The following is a 17715-nucleotide window of genomic DNA, read 5'->3' as shown; positions in this document are numbered from 1 at the left end:
TGTGAGCGCTTAACTTAAAATAACAGTTTTATCTTTATTCAAGCAAATACGCTGTTCTGCATGCATTTTTACTGCGTGACATAGGGCGGTTGCCTCTAAGTCGTGACCAAGGTGAACCATTTTCTCAATAGTGAAGGTATGGTTAATCGGTTTGACCTCTTGAACAATGATAGGGCCTTCATCAAGATCAGCTGTGACGTAATGCGCTGTGGCACCAATAATTTTAACCCCACGTTTATGTGCTTGATGATAAGGTTTCGCACCTTTAAAACTGGGTAAAAAAGAATGATGAATATTGATCGCTTGGCCACGTAGACTATGGCAAAGCTGATCTGATAATATTTGCATATATCGAGCAAGTACCAATAAATCACCTTGATATTGTTGATAAATATCGAGTAAAGCTTGCTCTTGTTGCGCTTTGTTTTCTTTATTAACCGGTAAATAATGAAATGGAATATTATGCCATTGTGCCAAGGCTTCGCAGTCTTTATGGTTGGATGTAATTGCTACTATATTAATGGGTAGGGCGCCCGCTTTCCATTTTGTCAGCAATGAAACTAAGCAATGATCATCTTTAGAAACGGCAATAACCACGTTAGGATAGCTTTCTTTTTCTCTGATTTTATACTGCATGTTTAACGGTTTTGATAGTAAATCAATGGCTTGACTTAGCTCTGCAAAACTCACTTTAAGCTCTCGATCGTCAAAAGCAACACGAGAAAAAAAAGTTTCAGTATAAGGGTCACTGTATTGGCTGGTTTCGGTAATAAAAGCACCGTGTTGAAATAAACTTTGCGATACTTTTGCTAATACGCCTGAGGTGTCAGGACACTGCCAAGTAAGGATGTAGTGATTAATGTTTTTCATCTGCTAGTAGTTGTTGTGATTATATTGCCTCAGCATGGCATTTTATTGCCATATTGTTCAATACTTTTGCGTTATATGCTAATGCCTTTCAAGTGATTTAAGTTTGGTCGGTTAACTTACTTTTGTGCTTGATATAAAGCGCTTCAACTTTTTCTCTTGCCCAAGGGGTTTTCCTTAAAAACTTTAAACTTGAGTTGATACTCGGTTCGTCAGTAAAACAACGAATTTTTATTTCTTTACCGAGATACGCAAAACCAAAGTGCTCAACGAGTTGTGTGACGATAGTTTTTAAAGTTAATCCGTGTAATGGATTATAAGGTTGGTGATCCATATTTTGGGCCTATGCAGTTTTGAGCGCTATTCTATCATGTAGAGGATAAGATAATTAAAAAAGCGACAGATGAATGTCGCTTTTATCGTTGGCTTTAAATCACCTGCTTGTTCTTGCTCACATTAGCTAAAGTGTGCTGCTAATGCCTCACTACCACCAATATGTTTACCATCAATAAATACTTGCGGCACAGTATCTGCGTTAGTTAATGCTTTAAACATGGTTAAATTAACATCTTTGCCAACTTCTAGTTCTTCAAATGTTAAGCCTTTTTCTGTTAATAAAGCTTTAGCCTTTTTACAGTATGGGCAGGTAGGCTTGCTAAAAACCGTGATTGCTGAAGTTTGACAAGCAGAAGGGTTAATATGATTTAACATAGTGTCAGCATCTGATACTTCAAACGGGTCGCCTGGTACATCAGGTTCAATGAACATTTTTTCAATGATGCCATTTTTTACTAGCATCGCATAACGCCAACTACGCTTACCGAAACCAATGTCAGCTTTGTCGACTAACATACCCATAGCGTCGGTAAATTCACCGTTACCATCAGGAATAAAGCTAATATTATCAGCGTCTTGATCTTGTGCCCATGCATTCATTACAAAGGTGTCGTTTACTGACATACAGATAATTTCGTCAACGCCATTTTTAAATAATGTTGGCGCTAATTCATTGTAGCGTGGTAAATGTGAAGATGAGCATGTTGGGGTAAAAGCACCAGGTAATGAAAAAACGACGACAGTTTTGTTATTAAAAATTTCATCGCTAGTGCGTGTTGTCCATTCGTCATTTGCTCGTAATGTGAAGGTAACATTAGGGACTTTTTGTTGCTCTTTATTTTCTAACATAATGGCTCCGTTTTATTATCATAAATAGTGTTTTGTAAGGCAATGCAGTAATTATCCTGTTTTTACGATAAATATAAATCGATTAATATAGAATATATCAATCTATAAAATAGATTATCACTGCTTGCTAGTGATAGGCAAAATTTATCGTATTATCCTAGCTTAGAATAACAACGCGATAATGCCTAGTGCTTTAACGCTAAGGACAGCTATTACCCTTTACTTAGCGGTAACCATTGCACTTATGTTTACTATTGTTTTTGTTGTCAATTGGTTATGAACATACTCAACAATGCTATCTTGTGTGCTTTTGCAGTTTCAAGTAATCAGAGTTCAATCACTGCAACCATGTCTTCATTATCTTCATCCATGCCAACTTCGTTAAAGCCAAAGCTAGCATAAAAGCTTTTCGCGACTGGATTTTCAGGGTGGTAGCAAATTTCGATCTGCTTAAGCATTGAAACGACTTTTATTTCGTCTAAAGCGAGCGATAGGGCTTTACGACCTATGCCCTTTTTTTGATAATGTTGGTCAATCATGAAACGCCAAATTGACATTTTATCTGCGCTTTCTCGCACCCACATCAAAAAACCAACGGGTTCATTAGCTAAATAAATTGCTCTACTTTCATAACCATTGTTATAGGTGGCCTCAACTAAAGACCACATATTACAGGCAACATAGTCTTCTTGGGCTTTTTCTACATCAAGCTCGCATACTCGCTCATAATTATCTTTTGTTACTTTGCGAAGCGTTACATCCATTTGTTTTCCTTGGTAAATCATTTTTACTTTACATTGAGTTAAGTAATGCCTGCTAAATTAGTAGCATGATATATACCGCTCATGGTTACTTTTATATATGGAGTGGCCATTATCATTTTCAAGTGTTGATTGGTTTTTGACCGAATCATTGGCTAATCGCACTAAAAAGTGCTTTGGCTATTGATAGTTTTAACACTCTTGTTCTGTAGCTAAGAGTATTTGTAAACGCAATAAGTGCCGAGGTTGTTATGAGAGTAAGTAATAGAGCGACTAACTATATTGCGCTCAGATAAATAAAGTAGTTCATGTTCTTATTATTGCATGGTAAATTATCAACAACAAAGTTGTATATACAATTTAAAGAGGTGATATGTCTACTAGCTATACGTTAATTAAAGGCTCTGTTCCTTTACTGATAAGTATGCCCCACAATGGCGAAGAAATACCTGATGATATTGCAGCCGTAATGACAGCTAAGGGCCGTGAAGTAGCAGATACTGACTGGTATATGGATCGCTTATATGCCTTTGCGCAAGCGCTAGGTGCCTTTATCTTAATTCCTAAATACAGCCGATATGTTGTTGACTTAAATCGTGATCCTGACGGTATTGACCTATATCCAGGTGCAAACAATACCGAATTATGCCCAACGACTGCATTTGATTTATCACCGCTGTATTTAGAGGGTAAAACGCCTAACGCAGAACAAATTAGCCAGCGGGTTGCCAATTATTGGCAACCTTATCATCAGGCGTTAATGTCAACCATGCAAACAATAAAGGCTGAGTTTGGTCAAGCAGTGTTACTTGAGGCACATTCCATTCGTTCACAAGTACCGCGTTTTTTTACTGGCCAATTGCCTGATTTTAATTTTGGTAATGCGGACGGTAAAAGTTGCTCTGCTGAGCTTATTTCTGCTGTAGCCAATTTAAATTATGCTCCCTATACCATGGTTTGTAATGGCCGCTTTAAAGGCGGGTATATTACTCGTGCTTTCGGCCAGCCGGATAATGGTTTTCATGCTTTACAGTTGGAGTTATCGCAGCGAACATATATGAATGAGCAAGCGATGACTTACAACGAAAGCTTAGCGTTACAGGTACAACCAAAACTTGAAGCTTTGGTTAACAGCTTGATTACTTTTGCTAAAACTAGTCACAATTAACGGAGCCTGGTAATGAAACTTTTTGCGAAAAAAATATTACTCGCTAATGGTTGGGCGAATGATCAAACCTTGACTATAGAGCAGGGAATGATTACCGATATTGTCGAGGGTGAAATCGCAGGTGCTGAGCATGCAAAAGGCATCGTTATTCCCGGCATGGTTAATTGTCATTCTCATGCATTTCAACGCGCTTTTGCCGGGTTTAGTGAGCAGGGCAGTGAAGGTCAAGATAGCTTTTGGACTTGGCGCAATGTCATGTATAAGTTTTTAGGGCAATTAAGCGCACAAGATGCACAAGTCATTGCGAGTCAACTTTATATTGAAATGTTGAAAATGGGTTATACCCGTGTGGCTGAATTTCATTATCTTCATCATGATATTAATGGCGAAAATTATGCTAATTTATCAGCAATGGCGCAGGCAATTTTTGCTGCCGCTGAGCAATCCGGTATCGGCTTAACATTGTTACCCGTATTGTATCGATTTAGTGGCTTTGATACTCAGGCGCCTAATTCAGGCCAGCAGCGCTTTATTAATTCTGTTGCACAATTTAATGATCTCGTCAGTGAATGTTTCGAGCTTGCTCAATCACAAGCGAATTGTAATGTCGGTATTGCGCCGCATTCATTACGTGCAGTGGATAAAAGTTCACTGCTCGCGGCTGTTAAGCATGTCAGAGCACTCGATGAACAAGCGCCAATTCATATTCACATTGCTGAACAACAAAAGGAAGTACAAGACTGTTTAGCCTATTATGGTCAACGACCTGTGCAGTGGTTATTAGATAATGCCGAGCTAGATAAATATTGGTGCTTGATTCATGCCACACACATTAATGAACAAGAGCGTCAGGGCATCATTGCTAGCCAAGCGATTGCTGGCATTTGTCCAACAACAGAAGCTAATTTAGGTGATGGTATTTTTCCTACCGAGGAGTTTATAGCTGAAAACGGCACTTTTGCAATTGGCTCAGATAGTCATATTTCGGTTAACCCGATTGAAGAACTACGTTGGCTTGAGTATGCCCAGCGCTTAAGTAAGCAGCAACGTGCACTGTTAACCGGTAAAGAAGAGAAATCAGTTGGCGCGAACTTATGGCAGCAAGCCGCCGTGGGTGGAGCACAAAGTACTAATAGCAACACCGGTGCTTTAGCCGTAGGCAAGCAAGCTGATTTGTTGGTGTTAGATGATAGCCAGTTGCGTTTGTATGCTCATGACGACAAACATTTACTTGATAGTGTAATTTTTGCCAGTCGAGAAAATCCAGTATTAGATGTTATGGTTAATGGCCATTGGACAATTCGCGATAAAAAACATGCTTTAGAGCAGGCTTGTGCGGATGATTTTTCTGAGTTACTTGCTAGGATCAGTTGATCTTTTATTTTAGCCAAAATGCTTTGGTTTTTATTGCAAAAGCGCCTAGGTTTTAGCTTAATTTTATAAGCTAATCACTATCGCTTTTATGCTGTTGTAATAAACGTTTACGGCTTTGCTAAGCGTTTATTACTATAATAAGCTACTGTATTCACTAATGGTCTGACAGACTTTAATTAAATTATCGCGATGTAATTTCGTGGTTCTTTTTTTATCGAGACAATGGCTTTGGTAAAAACTTTTTACCTGTTTACGGCTACGGGTAATTTCGGCTACGTAGGTTTGTTCTTGAGCATTAAACTGAGCAAAATGGTTGGATAAATCTTGATAAATTTTATCTGATTTTAAGCGTATTTTTGTATCGGTAGCATCGGAGAAATAACTCAACACTACAGATTTTTGTTCTAACAACCAGTTATTTAGCTTTTCGTTAGGATAAAAATGAAAATATAACGCACTTGCCACGATTAAGATCAATAATTTTTTCATACCCTGCCTTATAATTAAGATGTACGGATAAATAATAAGCGACATCATGTTATTATTTAATCGACCATAGATATCATTATGCTTTATTGAAATAAATATAATGAGAATAGTTCTAGGGTAATCAATTTTCTATTAACAAAGCAATATTTTGCTATTTTTTGATAGGTAATCAGTGCCAATTCGTTATAATTGACCCGCATTATCGAACTAAAGGATCCGCTTTGAAATCACAAGATCATAACCGTAAAGTTAGTAATCAAATTCCGATTAAAAATGTTGAAATTCATCAACCAGAAAAAAGCGATACATATAAACCCCGTGACCAAATTTATGTACGTAAAGTGGAAGGTGTATTTCAAAAACTCCGTCAAAAGATGAACTTTTTCTTTCTTGCCCTATTTGCTATTTTACCTTGGTTGCAATATGACGGTCATCAAGCGATTTTATTTGATATTGGTGAGCAACGCTTTACCTTATGGAGCGTGACACTTTGGCCACAAGATCTAACCTTGCTGGCGTGGATTTTTATTCTTGGTGCTTTTCTACTGTTTTTTGTTACCACTTTCTTAGGGCGTGTTTGGTGTGGGTATCTTTGTCCTCAGACCGTTTGGACTTTTATTTTTATCTGGTTTGAAGAAAAAATAGAAGGCACCGCTAACCAGCGTAAGAAGCTCGATAGCCAAGCGATGAACGCGAATAAATTTTGGCGTAAAGCGTTGAAGCATTTTTGTTGGGGCTTTTTCTCCATTTTAACGGCGTTAACCTTTGCTGGCTACTTCGCACCAATGCGAGAAGTTTTTGTTGATTTCTTTACCTTTAATGCTTCATTTGCTTTAGCAGCAACCGTGTGGTTTTTTGCTTTTTGTACCTATGGTAACGCAGGCTGGATGCGAGAGATTATGTGTTTACATATGTGCCCGTATGCACGCTTTCAGTCAGCAATGTTTGATAAAGATACTTTAACGGTTTCTTATGATACGAAACGTGGTGAAAATCGTGGCCCGCGTTCAAGAAAGCAAGATCCAAAAGAACTTGGCTTAGGTGATTGTATCGATTGTAATTTATGTGTTCAGGTTTGCCCAACAGGGATTGATATCCGTAACGGCCTGCAATATGAATGTATTAACTGTGGCGCCTGTGTCGATGCTTGTGACGGTGTTATGGAGCGAATGAAATATGATAAAGGCTTAATTCGCTACACGACAGAGCATGAATTAGAAGGTAAAAAAGTTCATTTTGTACGTGGTAAATTAATTGGTTACGCCATAGTGCTAATAGTGATGTCTAGCCTATTGATCTTGGAAATGGCTAACAGAGTACCGGTTTCTATGGATATTATCCGCGATAGAAATCAACTAGCTAAAGAGAACTTTAATGGCGACATTGAGAATGTTTATACGCTTAAGATTTTGAATAAATCACAAAAAGATAATCGTTATCGTTTGTCGGTTAAAGGTATAGATAATACCAAGTGGCATGGCGAACAAGAGATATTTGTTAAGGCGGCAAAAGTGTATACTCTGCCAATCAGCATTTCGGTTGATCCTTATGAGTTGGAAGGTTATATGACAGATATAAGTTTTGTTATTGAATTAGTGTCAGATACGGATGAGGTCATGCTTGAACATGAAAGCCGCTTCTTTAATAAGCGCTAATGGCCGTATTTGATTTTACGTCGTTATCACCGGACTTAATTTTAGACGGCTTAGAAAGTACAGGCTTAACCGTTGATAGCGGCTTATTAGCGTTGAACAGTTATGAAAACCGTGTTTATCAATTTCATGATATCGATAAAACTAAGTATGTAACTAAGTTTTATCGGCCTCAACGTTGGACTGAGGCGCAAATTAGAGAAGAACATGAGTTTTCTTTTGAGTTAGACGCTAATGAGTTGCCGTTAGTTGCCCCGTTGAAAATTGATGGCGAATCATTATTTTCTTACCAAGGATATTATTTTGCAATATTTCCTTGTCGTGGCGGTCGTATCTTTGAGGTTGATAATTTAGATCAGCTGGAATGGATGGGGCGATTTCTAGGACGTATTCATGCTATCGCGGCTAAAAAGACGTTTATTGAACGACCGACATTTAATAGTGAAGAAATGTTGCAGCAGGCGCAGCAAACTATTGAAGATTCAGCATTCGTTCCCGCGAGTTTGGCATTGCCCTTTTTTACTATTTTAGAACAAGTGATTGCGGTTGCTAGCAAGCAGTATCAACCACAATCGCAAATTCGTTTACATGGCGATTGTCATGCCGGTAATATTTTATGGACTGAGGCTGGGCCGCACTTTGTTGATCTTGATGATTGTCGAATGGGGCCAGCAGTGCAAGACATTTGGATGATGTTAAGTGGTGACCGTCAGCAGCAATTATTGCAGCTTGATACGATATTGACTGGCTACGATGAGTTTCACAGCTTTGAGGTCAATCAATTGCCTTTAATTGAATCATTGCGTACTATGCGAGTAGTTAACTATATGGCATGGCTATGTAAACGTTGGAAAGATCCTGCTTTTCCTCATAATTTTCCTTGGTTTAATACTGAAAAATATTGGGAACAGCAAATTCTAATGCTTAAAGAGCAAATGTCGGCATTGCAGCAACCTCCGCTGAGTTTATTGCCTTATTAAGTATGTTCGACGCTATTGATTTTGATTTATTAATGATTAGGAATTGTAATTTTATGAAAAAGTTAGTGAGTTTATTCGCTTTGATGTTATTACCAGTATTCGCTTTTGCGGCAAATTATACTGAAGGCGAGCATTACACTAAAGTGAGTGAAGAAATCACCACTAAACCGGAAGTACGTGAGTTTTTCTCATTTTATTGCCCACATTGTTTTCAATTTGAACCTTTTATGGCAAAACTAAAAACTTCAATCCCTGCTGACACTGCGTTCGAAATGAACCATGTCGACTTCTTACGTGCGGCGTCACCTAAAGTACAACAAATGCTAAGTAAAGCTGTTGTTGTTGCGCATCAAATGGGCGTGGAGAAAAAAGTTATTGGTGCCATGTTTAACTATATTCACGTACAAAAAGCTGTATTTACTTCAGAAAAAGACATCCGTAATGTTTTTGTGCTTAATGGCGCTGACGGTGAAAAATTTGATAAGTTAATGAAAAGCTTTGGTGTTGCGAGTAAAGCTAAAAACATGAAAAAGCAGCAAGACTATTTCGTTAAAAAAGGCGCATTAACTGGTGTTCCAACAGTGATTGTTAATGGCAAGTATCGTGTTGATACTAAAGGCCTAGATAGAAGTAACTTTGAACAAGATTACATTAATCTTGTTAATCATTTATTAACCTTAAAGTAACTTTACCTATTGTTATAATTAAAGAGGCTTAGGCCTCTTTTTTATTATCTAAACTCTGTAAGTTGAACTGAATTCGTGTTTTCGGTAGAGATAACCGCTAAGGCTGACAGCGATAACCAGTAGAACTCCACTAAGTATCAACTGTTGCTGACCATTAACTTGTAGCCCAGCTCCCATTAATGAAAATATGGTCATCTGTGGTATAAAACCAAGTGCGGAGCCGAAAACATAAGGTGTTACCGGCGTACGTGCAGTGCCGGCAAGTACGTTAGTGAGAAAGTTTGAGCCAGCAGGTAGTAGCCGAATAATTAATGCTTTTAAAAAGGTGTTATGACTAAAAAAGTTAGTTACTTTGGCCAAAGGCAGCGGATAATGTCGTTGAACTAAGTTAGCAAAACATTGACGAGCGACTATTAAGGTCAAGATACAGGCAACAATAGCCGATGTGGTTGCTATTGCCATACCTAAGCCTGCACCAAATAAAAAACCGGCACTTATTGCCGCTATTTGCCTTGGTAGCCCCATAGCCATGGCAGGCGTTAATAGTAAAATAAAAGCGAGTGCACCCCATGGGGTATTTGGGATAAATTTTGCCATATAGTTTTGAATATCAGCGCTATAGCTACCGAGGAAAATGGCAGCTATTGTGATGGCTAACAGCACTGATAGTATTGTTGCCAACGCAGTTAATTTTATTGCTGAATTTGCTTTCAATAGAGGCTCTTTATGCTGATGATGCAATTAGTGGCACCAGCTTTGTTTTTTAGTTTTACCAGAATACACTTTTGCAAACCCCGCCGTTAATAACTCTTCTGCAAGGCTCTCACCGTCAATAAAGACATCGGCGGTAATGCGAAAGTATTTCCCGCGATTTAAATTCTTCAGTTCAATCACATTAGCATGCTGTAATTTATCTTGGGTAAATTTTTTGGCGAGTAAGGCTAATTGCTTTTCATATGGGCACTTTGCCCTTAATTCGGGCGTATCAATATTGTTGATGCGAATTGGCGCATTTTTACCAATCAGTGGCGGCCATTGGTCGATATCAACACGAAAGGTATCCCCGTCATAAACATTTGTTACACGGCTTATGACAATACTACCGTAGTCATTAGCAAGCGCTTGTGGGGCGAGTAAAATAAGAAAACAACAAAGTAATTTTGACAACATTGGCATTAAATTAGCCCAAAACAAAAATTTGCAGCATTTTGCGCCGCTTTATCACTAAATACAAGCCAGTTATCTGTTAACTTGAACTCTGGATAATGAGCGCTTGATATTCAAGTGAATCAAAAGCTTAGGTGGCAAAGTAAATGCTATAGCAAGGTGAACATCACTAATAGACACCATCAATGCTTTATTTTATGCCTTTTCCAAGGCAAAACGTTGATGAATAGCGCGCTATTTATCGACGTTTTAACGCAGATAATGGCTTAAAAGGGAGGATTGAGCAAGCGCTGCTTATTCAGAGTTCAGATTATGTTAAGCATTAATTTTTAACGCTTTGATGAAGGTGATCGGGATTCGTTAGCTAAATCTTTTAATATTTTGCTTTTTGCCATATTAAATTCACTTTCATCCAAGTAACCTTGCTTTTTCATCATAACAAGTTTGTCTAAGGCTGCGATTAATCGAGTATCCGCATCTACATAATCGTTATTACTCTTATGCGATTGACCCTGAGTAGCGGTGTTATAGTGTGAAGTGTCTTGATCGGATATTTCTGTACTCTGAGTGACTTTATTTGCGTTGATATCTGTAGCACTATCTGGCTCTGTTGGCTTTGGTGTTGTTGATGGCTCTGTTGGCTTTGGTGTCTCAACGTTAACTTTTATTTTTCGTTTACTCGTGGTTGTTGGATGAATATATTGAGAAAACAGCCATTGCCAATCAATTACTTTATTGATCACTTTACTGTACTTGAGTTTAGTGTGACGTATATTACCGACCCGAAAATATAGGCAAAATAAATAAGTTTCTGCTTGCGCGTTTGTTAAGCGTAGTTGAATTTTTCGTTGCTTTTCATCGATCATTTTTAGCTGATTCTCTTTGGCGAAAATCGCTAGCACTTGCGTTTCTAATGTATTGGAAAAGCTTTGCGCTGAGTGCGCATCTACTGTTGATATAACGTTGTCATTTAATAATAATTCACTGCGTGTTAGTGATAATATTTCGATAACTTTTTCAGCATTTTTCTCATGACGTTTATAAAGCTTGATTGATTTTTTTTCAGGGACGATATCAAAATTAGCCCATTGCTCGTGTAGAAAATGTTGTTGTTTATGGGTTCTTTTTCTTAAATACCAGAAATAGCTTATTAGCATTAGCACTGTGAAGGCAATAAAAGCGAAAGCATTACCGCTATTAGTATTTGTTGCCGAGCTCTCGTTATTAATGGTTTTACTGGGGGCTATTTGAGGTTGCTTGAGACTGTACAGGCGTTGATTATTATGTTCGAGTAACATCAGTTCACCATCGAGTCTTTGATGTAAGCTGAACTTTGTTTGTTTAATCTTACTTTCGGGTTCTAAGTTAAATGGGCCCTGCTGGTCAGTTTCTGTATTAGTAAACTCTGGAAATAATGGTGAAGCTTGTAACTGCCAAATATCTTCTGTTGTTTGTAAGTGTAATACTTTACCCCATAAACTTTTTAATTCTCGGCCGTGATAAAGGAAAGTTTTACGTGGACTATCAACTGATGCTAGTTGCTGCTTAATCTGCTCTTGTGGAATGTTCTTTCGCCAATCTTCGCCTATTTTAGCTTTGACAAGTAAATGATTATCTTGATGCTGTAATTGGACAAGTAAACTGTAGCTACCCTTTTTTATCCAATCAAAATGGATAATTTTTTGCCCGGCGATAAAAACAATTTCATTTAAAATACTTGCTTGCTTTGAGAACGGATTATTTACTGGGGTACTGTAACCTCTAACACCGTATGCCTTTGGTTTTATGCGTAAAATTGTACCTGCATAGAGTGCCTCGTGAGCTAACTTTTCACTTTTAGCTAGTCCAACAAAAAGTAAGCCAAAATCATTGTGCCAAGGTTCAATATAAGGATTAAAGCTCAGCTGTTGTATGTGTTCTTGTGCTTGGTTTATGGCAATACGCATTACTTCGCGTTGCTTATTTAATTGAGGTCTTTGATCCCTTGTGTAAGTTAACTGCCAACGCATGATCACTGTATCATATGGCAAAGAGATGTCGTTTTCTGGGCTTAATTTTGTTTTTGATTTTTTGTTTTTTTCAGTATGGGCAGTATAAAATGTCAGATAACCATCGCGCTCACGGTAGTTAAAATTTGGGTCGAGTGCAATGGCTGTTAAAGTGATGTTTTCAGGAGTATTTAATGCAGATTTTAGTTCAAAAAAAGGAGAGGGGGAAATATCACGATCATTAATTTGATAAACATTGCCGATGCTGGTAGCGATAAAGTACTGCTTATCATTACCGGGTATAGGCAATACAGCCTGCCAACTTTCATTTTTTAGCGTGGCATGGCTAAGGTCTGCGATGGGTGATAACGCTAGACCACTGTGATTATGTTCTTCCGCGTTAACCGAGAAATTAAAAAGCGCTACTAATGTGTAAATAAAATACAGCTTAACAATATTAAGTCCGTTTTTCTTTTCCATATAATAGCGCTTCCTTAAGGTGATATTAGTGCTTGGCGAGTAACACCGCTTGATGTGCATCGATAAATTGATTTTTATTCTTATTATTAAGATAGCTCAATTTTCCGTCAACTATTATTTGATCATTTATTTTGCCATGTTCTGCAAGGTAAAGTGCTTGCTTACCCCAGATATGAATAGGGCGTTGAATAGTGACCACATGGCTTTGCTGGGTGATGGCCGAAAATACATGTTGTTTTGATTCAAGTATCACTTCGGTTAATTCTTTATTGTTTTCTGTGGTAATGAGCTTAATTTCTGACACGATATTGCCACTACAATGAATTTGATTAATTGATTGTGCGTAACCTTTAGGAAAGGTTTGTGCGTAAGTTGCATGAATGATTTCACGATTATTTTTTCTACTATTGATTAAGTAACCCTGCACTAAAATAATATCGCCTTTGCCTGCATGAATCAGGGCACGCTCAACTATTTCACCAATAACTTTTACCGTATGGTAGCTCGTCCATTCTTTAAATTGATTACTGGTTTTGTCAAACCAACGACTATGTGTTGCTAAAGTAAATTCGGCAAAAGCTACAACGGGATTGGCTTGATAGCGAATATCAGGCTTATTAACAAGGTTGCCCAGTAGAGTAACTGTGCATAAATGGTTTTGGGGTTGTTCAGGTAACATAAGGCAACTTGTGGTTGATAAGATAAATGGCTCGAACGTTAAGCCAGCATAAGTGCTGATAACGCACAATAACAAGACTTGTTAGTAAGCTAACCAATGACTAAAGTAAAAATTGACTGTGTATTTCGGTATCAAATAAATTTTTAATTAAAATTGCAAATTCTTGAATAAACTCTACTTGTTCATTGGTTACCGAGTTATTGATGACGCCAGATAATATTTCTTGTAAATCATAGACGATAGCGTCAATTTCTCGAACAATGGTATTACGTTGATTAAACGTTAGTGCTTCATTTTGATTGCATAAGCTAATAATTTGTTCGCTCATTTCTTGCTCGATCACTTCTAAAACCGAGCTATTGTTATTATCAATATTCGAGCTGTTTTCAAATAGGCTTAAGTGAGCAGTTAAATATTCAATGATATGAATATAACCTTCAGTATCGGTAACCATTGATTCATCTATTTAATTTTTATTGTAGCCCTACTTTACTCATAAAATATGCTGATGATCAAGTAGCAAAGCCGTTATTGAATGCTGAGTGGGTAAATTTAATACTCCGGTTTGGGCGATCTAAGAGCAGAGTGTGGTATGAGGGAAATTGGCACCTATCGATTATAGGTGCCGGCTAACCTATGCGGCAGCGTTAGTGCTTTCAAAGATCTTGTCAGCAGAAGCTGCAACAAAACCTGTGTAAAGCTCGCCGTTTTCCATCGGGTAGCGCTTGGCAAACTCGTAGAAACAACTTGGAATAGCGACTGTTTTATCTGAGAACTCCACTAATACATGATCAGCCATAGTAGAAGATTGCTCTAGTTTAACGCCTTCGTCACCTTTGATCTCGCCACCGGTGGTATTCAATTTAAAGCCGCCAGCTTTCACTGCTTCATTGACTGCTTCGATTGAATCGTAATTGGCTAAATGATTAATGCTAACAGTGAAATGGTTAGCGCGATAACCCCATGCAGCAACCCAAGCGGCATATTCACTTTCAGCTAACAAATCTAAATATTCCTGATGGCTTACTTGCCAGTGAGTGCCTGAATACAAAAAGCTTTCAAGGTTAATGTCTGCTTCGTCGATACTCGCAACCATTTTAGCAATAATCTCTTGAACACGTGGTGAGAACTTCTCTACTAATAGTTCACTAATGAAAACTTTTGGTAAGTTAGTATCGCTATGTTCAAAGTGTTTGGCGTAAAGTTTTTTAGCTTCAAAGTGATATTCACCACACTCTGTATAACCTAGGTTAATTAAGTGTGCAGAAATCTTTTCAATATTGACTTTGGCAATGTTAAAGGTACGGTAAGCAACATGATCGTTGATTAAATCGTCACCTGTGCTTAAAAGTTGGTGTACTTTTTCAGCTGAAGGCGTTACTTCTAAATAGTTTTGCCAAATGTTGTTAAATAAATTTTTAACCGCAGTCATGTTAAATTCCTAAATGCATAAATAAAATAGTGTTGATATCTCAAGTCGACAGAGTGGTATGTGAGGCTATTTATTACTTCTTCAATAGGAGATTAAAGAATATTTAGGACAGCATGCTTAATAACCACTCAGCATAAGTGACTATATTTGATCGATGTTTTTAAAAAAGCCGGGACGGATCCCAGCTTTTTTTAATGGGCAGTGAAGTTTCATTGCTATTAAGTTATTTCTATTACTTAATTGATAAGCCAGGGCTTAATGCCGCTGGTAATGCTACTTTTTCAGCTTCTACTGACGCGACAGGGTAGGCACAATAATCAGCAGCATAAAATGCACTTGCTCTATGATTACCACTAGCACCAATGCCACCAAATGGTGCAGCGCTGCTAGCACCGGTAATGGGTTTATTCCAATTTACGATACCTGCGCGAATACGGCGGAAGAAGTGATTGTATAACGCTTCACTGTCACTTAATAAACCAGCCGATAAACCAAACGAGGTGTTATTCGCTTCGTTAATCGCTGCGTCAAAATCTGTGTAACGGTAAACTTTTAATAGCGGACCGAAATGTTCATCATCTGGCATTTCAGAGATATTTGTAACATCAACAATGCCAGGAGAAATAAAGCCAGTGCCAGCTTCAAGGTGCTTCATCATCACAATTGACTCGCCGCCCAGATCAAGAAGTTGCTGCTGAGCTGCCACTAAGCTTAATGCTGCTTTCTCAGATATCATTGAGCCGATAAAAGGTTGTTCTTCATCGTCAAAATAACCAATTTTAATCGCTTCAGTGCTAGCCACTAATTTAGCTAAAATCGCGTCGCCTTGCTCACCAGCTTCAATAAATAAGCGACGAGCACAAGTGCAACGTTGACCGGTAGTGATAAAAGCTGATTGTATAATGTCATGCACTACCGCATCGATATCCGTGACATCTTTTACGATTAATGGGTTATTACCACCCATTTCTAACGCTAAAATTTTGCCTGGTTGACCGCCAAATTGCTCATGTAAAAAGTGACCAGTGGTTGAGCTACCGGTAAAGAATAAACCGTCAATTTGTGGATGACTTGCTAATGCTTTACCTGTTTCAACTTCACCTTGTACCATGTTAATAACGCCAGCTGGAAGGCCAGCTTTTAGCCATAGTTTTAAGGTTTCTTCCGCAACCATAGGCGTTAATTCACTGGGTTTGAATACTACAGTGTTACCTGCAATAAGTGCTGGCACAATATGACCATTTGGCAAGTGACCAGGGAAGTTATAAGGGCCATATACCGCAACAACACCGTGTGGTTTGTGACGAATAAAGGCTTTTGCACCTGGCATAGGGTTTTCAACAGTGCCGGTACGCTCTTCATTAGCACGTACAGAAATAGCGATTTTACCAACCATGGCACCTACTTCCGTGCGGGTTTCCCAGATAGGTTTACCGGTTTCAAGTGCGATAGTTGTCGCAAATGCTTCTTTATGCTCAGTAAGTAATTCAGCAAACTTAACGGTAATAGCAATACGCTCTTCGATTGGCATATTAGACCAAGTCTCGAAAGCTGCACGAGCAGCAAGCACAGCTTCGTCAACTTGTGCTGGAGAAGCGGTATTACCCTGCCAAATCACTTCATTTTTAGCCGGATTTTTTGAAAAAATTTCATGGCCTAAACCTGCTGTCCATTGACCATTAATAAGTTGTATATTGTGTGACATTCTAGATTCCTCTGCGCGTGTTTCGCTCATGAGTGTAATAACTACCTTCGCTCGATAATTATCTAAATAATGACTAAGTGATTAATTGGCAACTAGGCGAACCCAGTCCCCTTCATTTACCATAAGTGCATCTGCAACGGCTTGTGATATCACCACTTGATTGGCGGTTTCACGTAATAACACTGGTGCTTGTGTTGCTCTAAAGTCAGCTACTTTGCTATTACAAATAATATATTTATTGTCATTAGCAACGTCGCCAATAAGTACTTGGCATTTCTGGCTTTGGCGTACCGTTTTTACTGATGCTGTTTGTGTTTCTACTGTTGGGCCACCGTCAAAAATATCAACATAGCCGCGGCGCGAAAAACCTTCAGCTTCTAGTAGTCTCAGTGCTGGTACTGTTTTTGGATGTACTTTATTGATCACTTGTTGTGCTTCTGGGCTCAACAAATTAACGTAAATTGGGTATTTAGGCATTAATTCAGCAATAAATACTTTTTTGCCGATACCTGTAAGGTAATCTGCTGTTGGAAAATCAAGTGAGAAGAAATTATCTTCTAGCCACTTCCAAAATGGAGATGAACCATCTTCATCTGAAACACCGCGCATTTCCGCAATAACCGTTTCCGAAAAACGTTCACTATGTTCTGCCATAAATAGAAAGCGGAAACGCGACAAGAAACGTCCGTTACGGTTTTTACGGTGGCTTTCGCTAAGAAATAAAGTACAAATCTCAGAAGCACCCGTATAGTCATTACATAAGGATAATGTTTCAACAGTATTGTAGATATTAAGCTCACGAGAGCTATGCACCACTTTACCTAAATGGTAATGATAGAATGCATCGTCTAGACCAACTGCGGCTTCAATACCACTTGTACCAACAACGGCGCCGGTTTCTGTATCTTCCATGACAAAAAGGTAACCTTCATTGCCAGGCTCGGTTACCGAGCTATTAAAAGAAACTTCAGCATGAGAAATGCGTTTTCTGAGCAATTCTTCGTTGACCGGTAGTGATGTAAAACCGTGTCCTGACTCAACAGCAATTCGATGTAATGCATCATAATCACTGCTTTGAATAGGGCGTATAATAATCATAGAA

Annotated in this window: 18 protein-coding genes; 5 read left to right on the top strand and 13 right to left on the bottom strand. The window is 38.4% G+C overall.

Annotation, left to right across the window (positions count from 1 at the left end; translation table 11 throughout):
* Positions 1-9: 9 nt before the first annotated feature.
* The 4 genes from purU to B0169_RS01940 form a co-directional block, all read right to left on the bottom strand.
* Positions 10-870 (bottom strand): formyltetrahydrofolate deformylase, encoded by an 861-nt coding sequence (purU, locus tag B0169_RS01955; RefSeq protein WP_077284154.1) that lies wholly within the window; start codon positions 868-870, stop codon positions 10-12.
* A 97-nt stretch (positions 871-967) separates the two neighbouring features.
* On the bottom strand, positions 968-1201 hold the full coding sequence (locus tag B0169_RS01950; RefSeq protein WP_077284152.1) for a VF530 family protein: 234 nt from the start codon (positions 1199-1201) through the stop codon (positions 968-970).
* A 122-nt stretch (positions 1202-1323) separates the two neighbouring features.
* Positions 1324-2052: a glutathione peroxidase gene (locus B0169_RS01945; protein WP_077284150.1), complete on the bottom strand. Its 729-nt coding sequence runs from the start codon at positions 2050-2052 to the stop codon at positions 1324-1326.
* Positions 2053-2378: 326 nt separating this feature from the next.
* Entirely contained in the window at positions 2379-2816 is a 438-nt protein-coding gene (locus B0169_RS01940; protein WP_077284148.1) for a GNAT family N-acetyltransferase, read from the bottom strand.
* Between the two features lie 370 nt (positions 2817-3186).
* Between B0169_RS01940 and hutG the strand changes: the two genes are divergently transcribed.
* Positions 3187-3981: an N-formylglutamate deformylase gene (gene hutG, locus B0169_RS01935; protein WP_077284146.1), complete on the top strand. Its 795-nt coding sequence runs from the start codon at positions 3187-3189 to the stop codon at positions 3979-3981.
* A 12-nt stretch (positions 3982-3993) separates the two neighbouring features.
* Positions 3994-5355, top strand: coding sequence for a formimidoylglutamate deiminase (locus B0169_RS01930; RefSeq protein ID WP_077284144.1), 1362 nt, complete (start codon positions 3994-3996; stop codon positions 5353-5355).
* A 132-nt stretch (positions 5356-5487) separates the two neighbouring features.
* Here B0169_RS01930 and B0169_RS01925 read toward each other — a convergent pair whose 3' ends face one another.
* Entirely contained in the window at positions 5488-5844 is a 357-nt protein-coding gene (locus B0169_RS01925; protein ID WP_077284142.1) for a hypothetical protein, read from the bottom strand.
* A gap of 221 nt (positions 5845-6065) precedes the next feature.
* On the opposite strand from B0169_RS01925, the gene ccoG reads away from it, so the two are divergent.
* The 3 genes from ccoG to B0169_RS01910 are packed head-to-tail and all read left to right on the top strand — an operon-like array spanning position 6066 to position 9162.
* On the top strand, positions 6066-7499 hold the full coding sequence (gene ccoG / locus B0169_RS01920) for a cytochrome c oxidase accessory protein CcoG (protein ID WP_077284140.1): 1434 nt from the start codon (positions 6066-6068) through the stop codon (positions 7497-7499).
* Positions 7499-8476, top strand: coding sequence for a serine/threonine protein kinase (locus B0169_RS01915; RefSeq protein ID WP_077284138.1), 978 nt, complete (start codon positions 7499-7501; stop codon positions 8474-8476). Before ccoG ends, B0169_RS01915 begins: the two co-directional genes overlap by 1 nt.
* Before the next feature lie 53 nt (positions 8477-8529).
* Positions 8530-9162, top strand: a complete 633-nt coding sequence (locus B0169_RS01910) for a thiol:disulfide interchange protein DsbA/DsbL (RefSeq protein ID WP_143323433.1) — start codon at positions 8530-8532, stop codon at positions 9160-9162.
* Positions 9163-9210: 48 nt separating this feature from the next.
* Here B0169_RS01910 and B0169_RS01905 read toward each other — a convergent pair whose 3' ends face one another.
* From B0169_RS01905 to astA, 8 genes are all read right to left on the bottom strand, one after another.
* On the bottom strand, positions 9211-9876 hold the full coding sequence (locus tag B0169_RS01905) for a TVP38/TMEM64 family protein (RefSeq protein WP_143323432.1): 666 nt from the start codon (positions 9874-9876) through the stop codon (positions 9211-9213).
* A gap of 27 nt (positions 9877-9903) precedes the next feature.
* The gene (locus B0169_RS01900) at positions 9904-10338 is read right to left on the bottom strand and encodes a thermonuclease family protein (RefSeq protein WP_077284529.1); all 435 of its coding nucleotides are present in this window, start codon (positions 10336-10338) and stop codon (positions 9904-9906) included.
* A 320-nt stretch (positions 10339-10658) separates the two neighbouring features.
* The gene (locus B0169_RS01895; RefSeq protein WP_077284134.1) at positions 10659-12797 is read right to left on the bottom strand and encodes a hypothetical protein; all 2139 of its coding nucleotides are present in this window, start codon (positions 12795-12797) and stop codon (positions 10659-10661) included.
* Between the two features lie 25 nt (positions 12798-12822).
* On the bottom strand, positions 12823-13476 hold the full coding sequence (locus B0169_RS01890) for a single-stranded DNA-binding protein (RefSeq protein WP_077284528.1): 654 nt from the start codon (positions 13474-13476) through the stop codon (positions 12823-12825).
* Between the two features lie 100 nt (positions 13477-13576).
* Positions 13577-13930, bottom strand: a complete 354-nt coding sequence (locus B0169_RS01885) for a DUF3802 family protein (RefSeq protein ID WP_077284132.1) — start codon at positions 13928-13930, stop codon at positions 13577-13579.
* A 180-nt stretch (positions 13931-14110) separates the two neighbouring features.
* Entirely contained in the window at positions 14111-14908 is a 798-nt protein-coding gene (locus B0169_RS01880) for a DUF1338 domain-containing protein (protein WP_077284130.1), read from the bottom strand.
* Positions 14909-15140: 232 nt separating this feature from the next.
* Positions 15141-16613 (bottom strand): succinylglutamate-semialdehyde dehydrogenase, encoded by a 1473-nt coding sequence (astD, locus tag B0169_RS01875; protein ID WP_077284129.1) that lies wholly within the window; start codon positions 16611-16613, stop codon positions 15141-15143.
* 81 nt (positions 16614-16694) lie between these two features.
* Positions 16695-17711 carry an arginine N-succinyltransferase gene (gene astA, locus B0169_RS01870; protein WP_077284128.1) on the bottom strand — a complete coding sequence of 339 codons (1017 nt, stop codon included), beginning with the start codon at positions 17709-17711 and terminating at the stop codon, positions 16695-16697.
* Between the last annotated feature and the right edge of the window lie 4 nt (positions 17712-17715).

It is taken from the genome of Cognaticolwellia aestuarii (assembly GCF_002000025.1).
In the GTDB taxonomy this organism is placed as follows: Bacteria; Pseudomonadota; Gammaproteobacteria; order Enterobacterales; family Alteromonadaceae; genus Cognaticolwellia; species Cognaticolwellia aestuarii.
The sequence above is the reverse complement of the archived record's forward strand: the minus strand, read 5'-3'. Positions and strand labels throughout refer to the sequence as shown.

Excerpts from the sequence above, each read along its gene's own strand:
- B0169_RS01915 (WP_077284138.1), top strand. The coding sequence starts at position 7,499 with ATGGCCGTATTTGATTTTACGTCGTTATCACCGGACTTAATTTTAGAC.
- astD (WP_077284129.1), bottom strand. The coding sequence starts at position 16,613 with ATGTCACACAATATACAACTTATTAATGGTCAATGGACAGCAGGTTTA.
- B0169_RS01880 (WP_077284130.1), bottom strand. The coding sequence starts at position 14,908 with ATGACTGCGGTTAAAAATTTATTTAACAACATTTGGCAAAACTATTTA.
- B0169_RS01895 (WP_077284134.1), bottom strand. The coding sequence starts at position 12,797 with ATGGAAAAGAAAAACGGACTTAATATTGTTAAGCTGTATTTTATTTAC.
- B0169_RS01885 (WP_077284132.1), bottom strand. The coding sequence starts at position 13,930 with ATGGTTACCGATACTGAAGGTTATATTCATATCATTGAATATTTAACT.
- B0169_RS01900 (WP_077284529.1), bottom strand. The coding sequence starts at position 10,338 with ATGCCAATGTTGTCAAAATTACTTTGTTGTTTTCTTATTTTACTCGCC.
- purU (WP_077284154.1), bottom strand. The coding sequence starts at position 870 with ATGAAAAACATTAATCACTACATCCTTACTTGGCAGTGTCCTGACACC.
- hutG (WP_077284146.1), top strand. The coding sequence starts at position 3,187 with ATGTCTACTAGCTATACGTTAATTAAAGGCTCTGTTCCTTTACTGATA.
- B0169_RS01930 (WP_077284144.1), top strand. The coding sequence starts at position 3,994 with ATGAAACTTTTTGCGAAAAAAATATTACTCGCTAATGGTTGGGCGAAT.
- B0169_RS01950 (WP_077284152.1), bottom strand. The coding sequence starts at position 1,201 with ATGGATCACCAACCTTATAATCCATTACACGGATTAACTTTAAAAACT.
- B0169_RS01945 (WP_077284150.1), bottom strand. The coding sequence starts at position 2,052 with ATGTTAGAAAATAAAGAGCAACAAAAAGTCCCTAATGTTACCTTCACA.
- astA (WP_077284128.1), bottom strand. The coding sequence starts at position 17,711 with ATGATTATTATACGCCCTATTCAAAGCAGTGATTATGATGCATTACAT.
- B0169_RS01925 (WP_077284142.1), bottom strand. The coding sequence starts at position 5,844 with ATGAAAAAATTATTGATCTTAATCGTGGCAAGTGCGTTATATTTTCAT.
- B0169_RS01940 (WP_077284148.1), bottom strand. The coding sequence starts at position 2,816 with ATGGATGTAACGCTTCGCAAAGTAACAAAAGATAATTATGAGCGAGTA.
- B0169_RS01910 (WP_143323433.1), top strand. The coding sequence starts at position 8,530 with ATGAAAAAGTTAGTGAGTTTATTCGCTTTGATGTTATTACCAGTATTC.
- B0169_RS01890 (WP_077284528.1), bottom strand. The coding sequence starts at position 13,476 with ATGTTACCTGAACAACCCCAAAACCATTTATGCACAGTTACTCTACTG.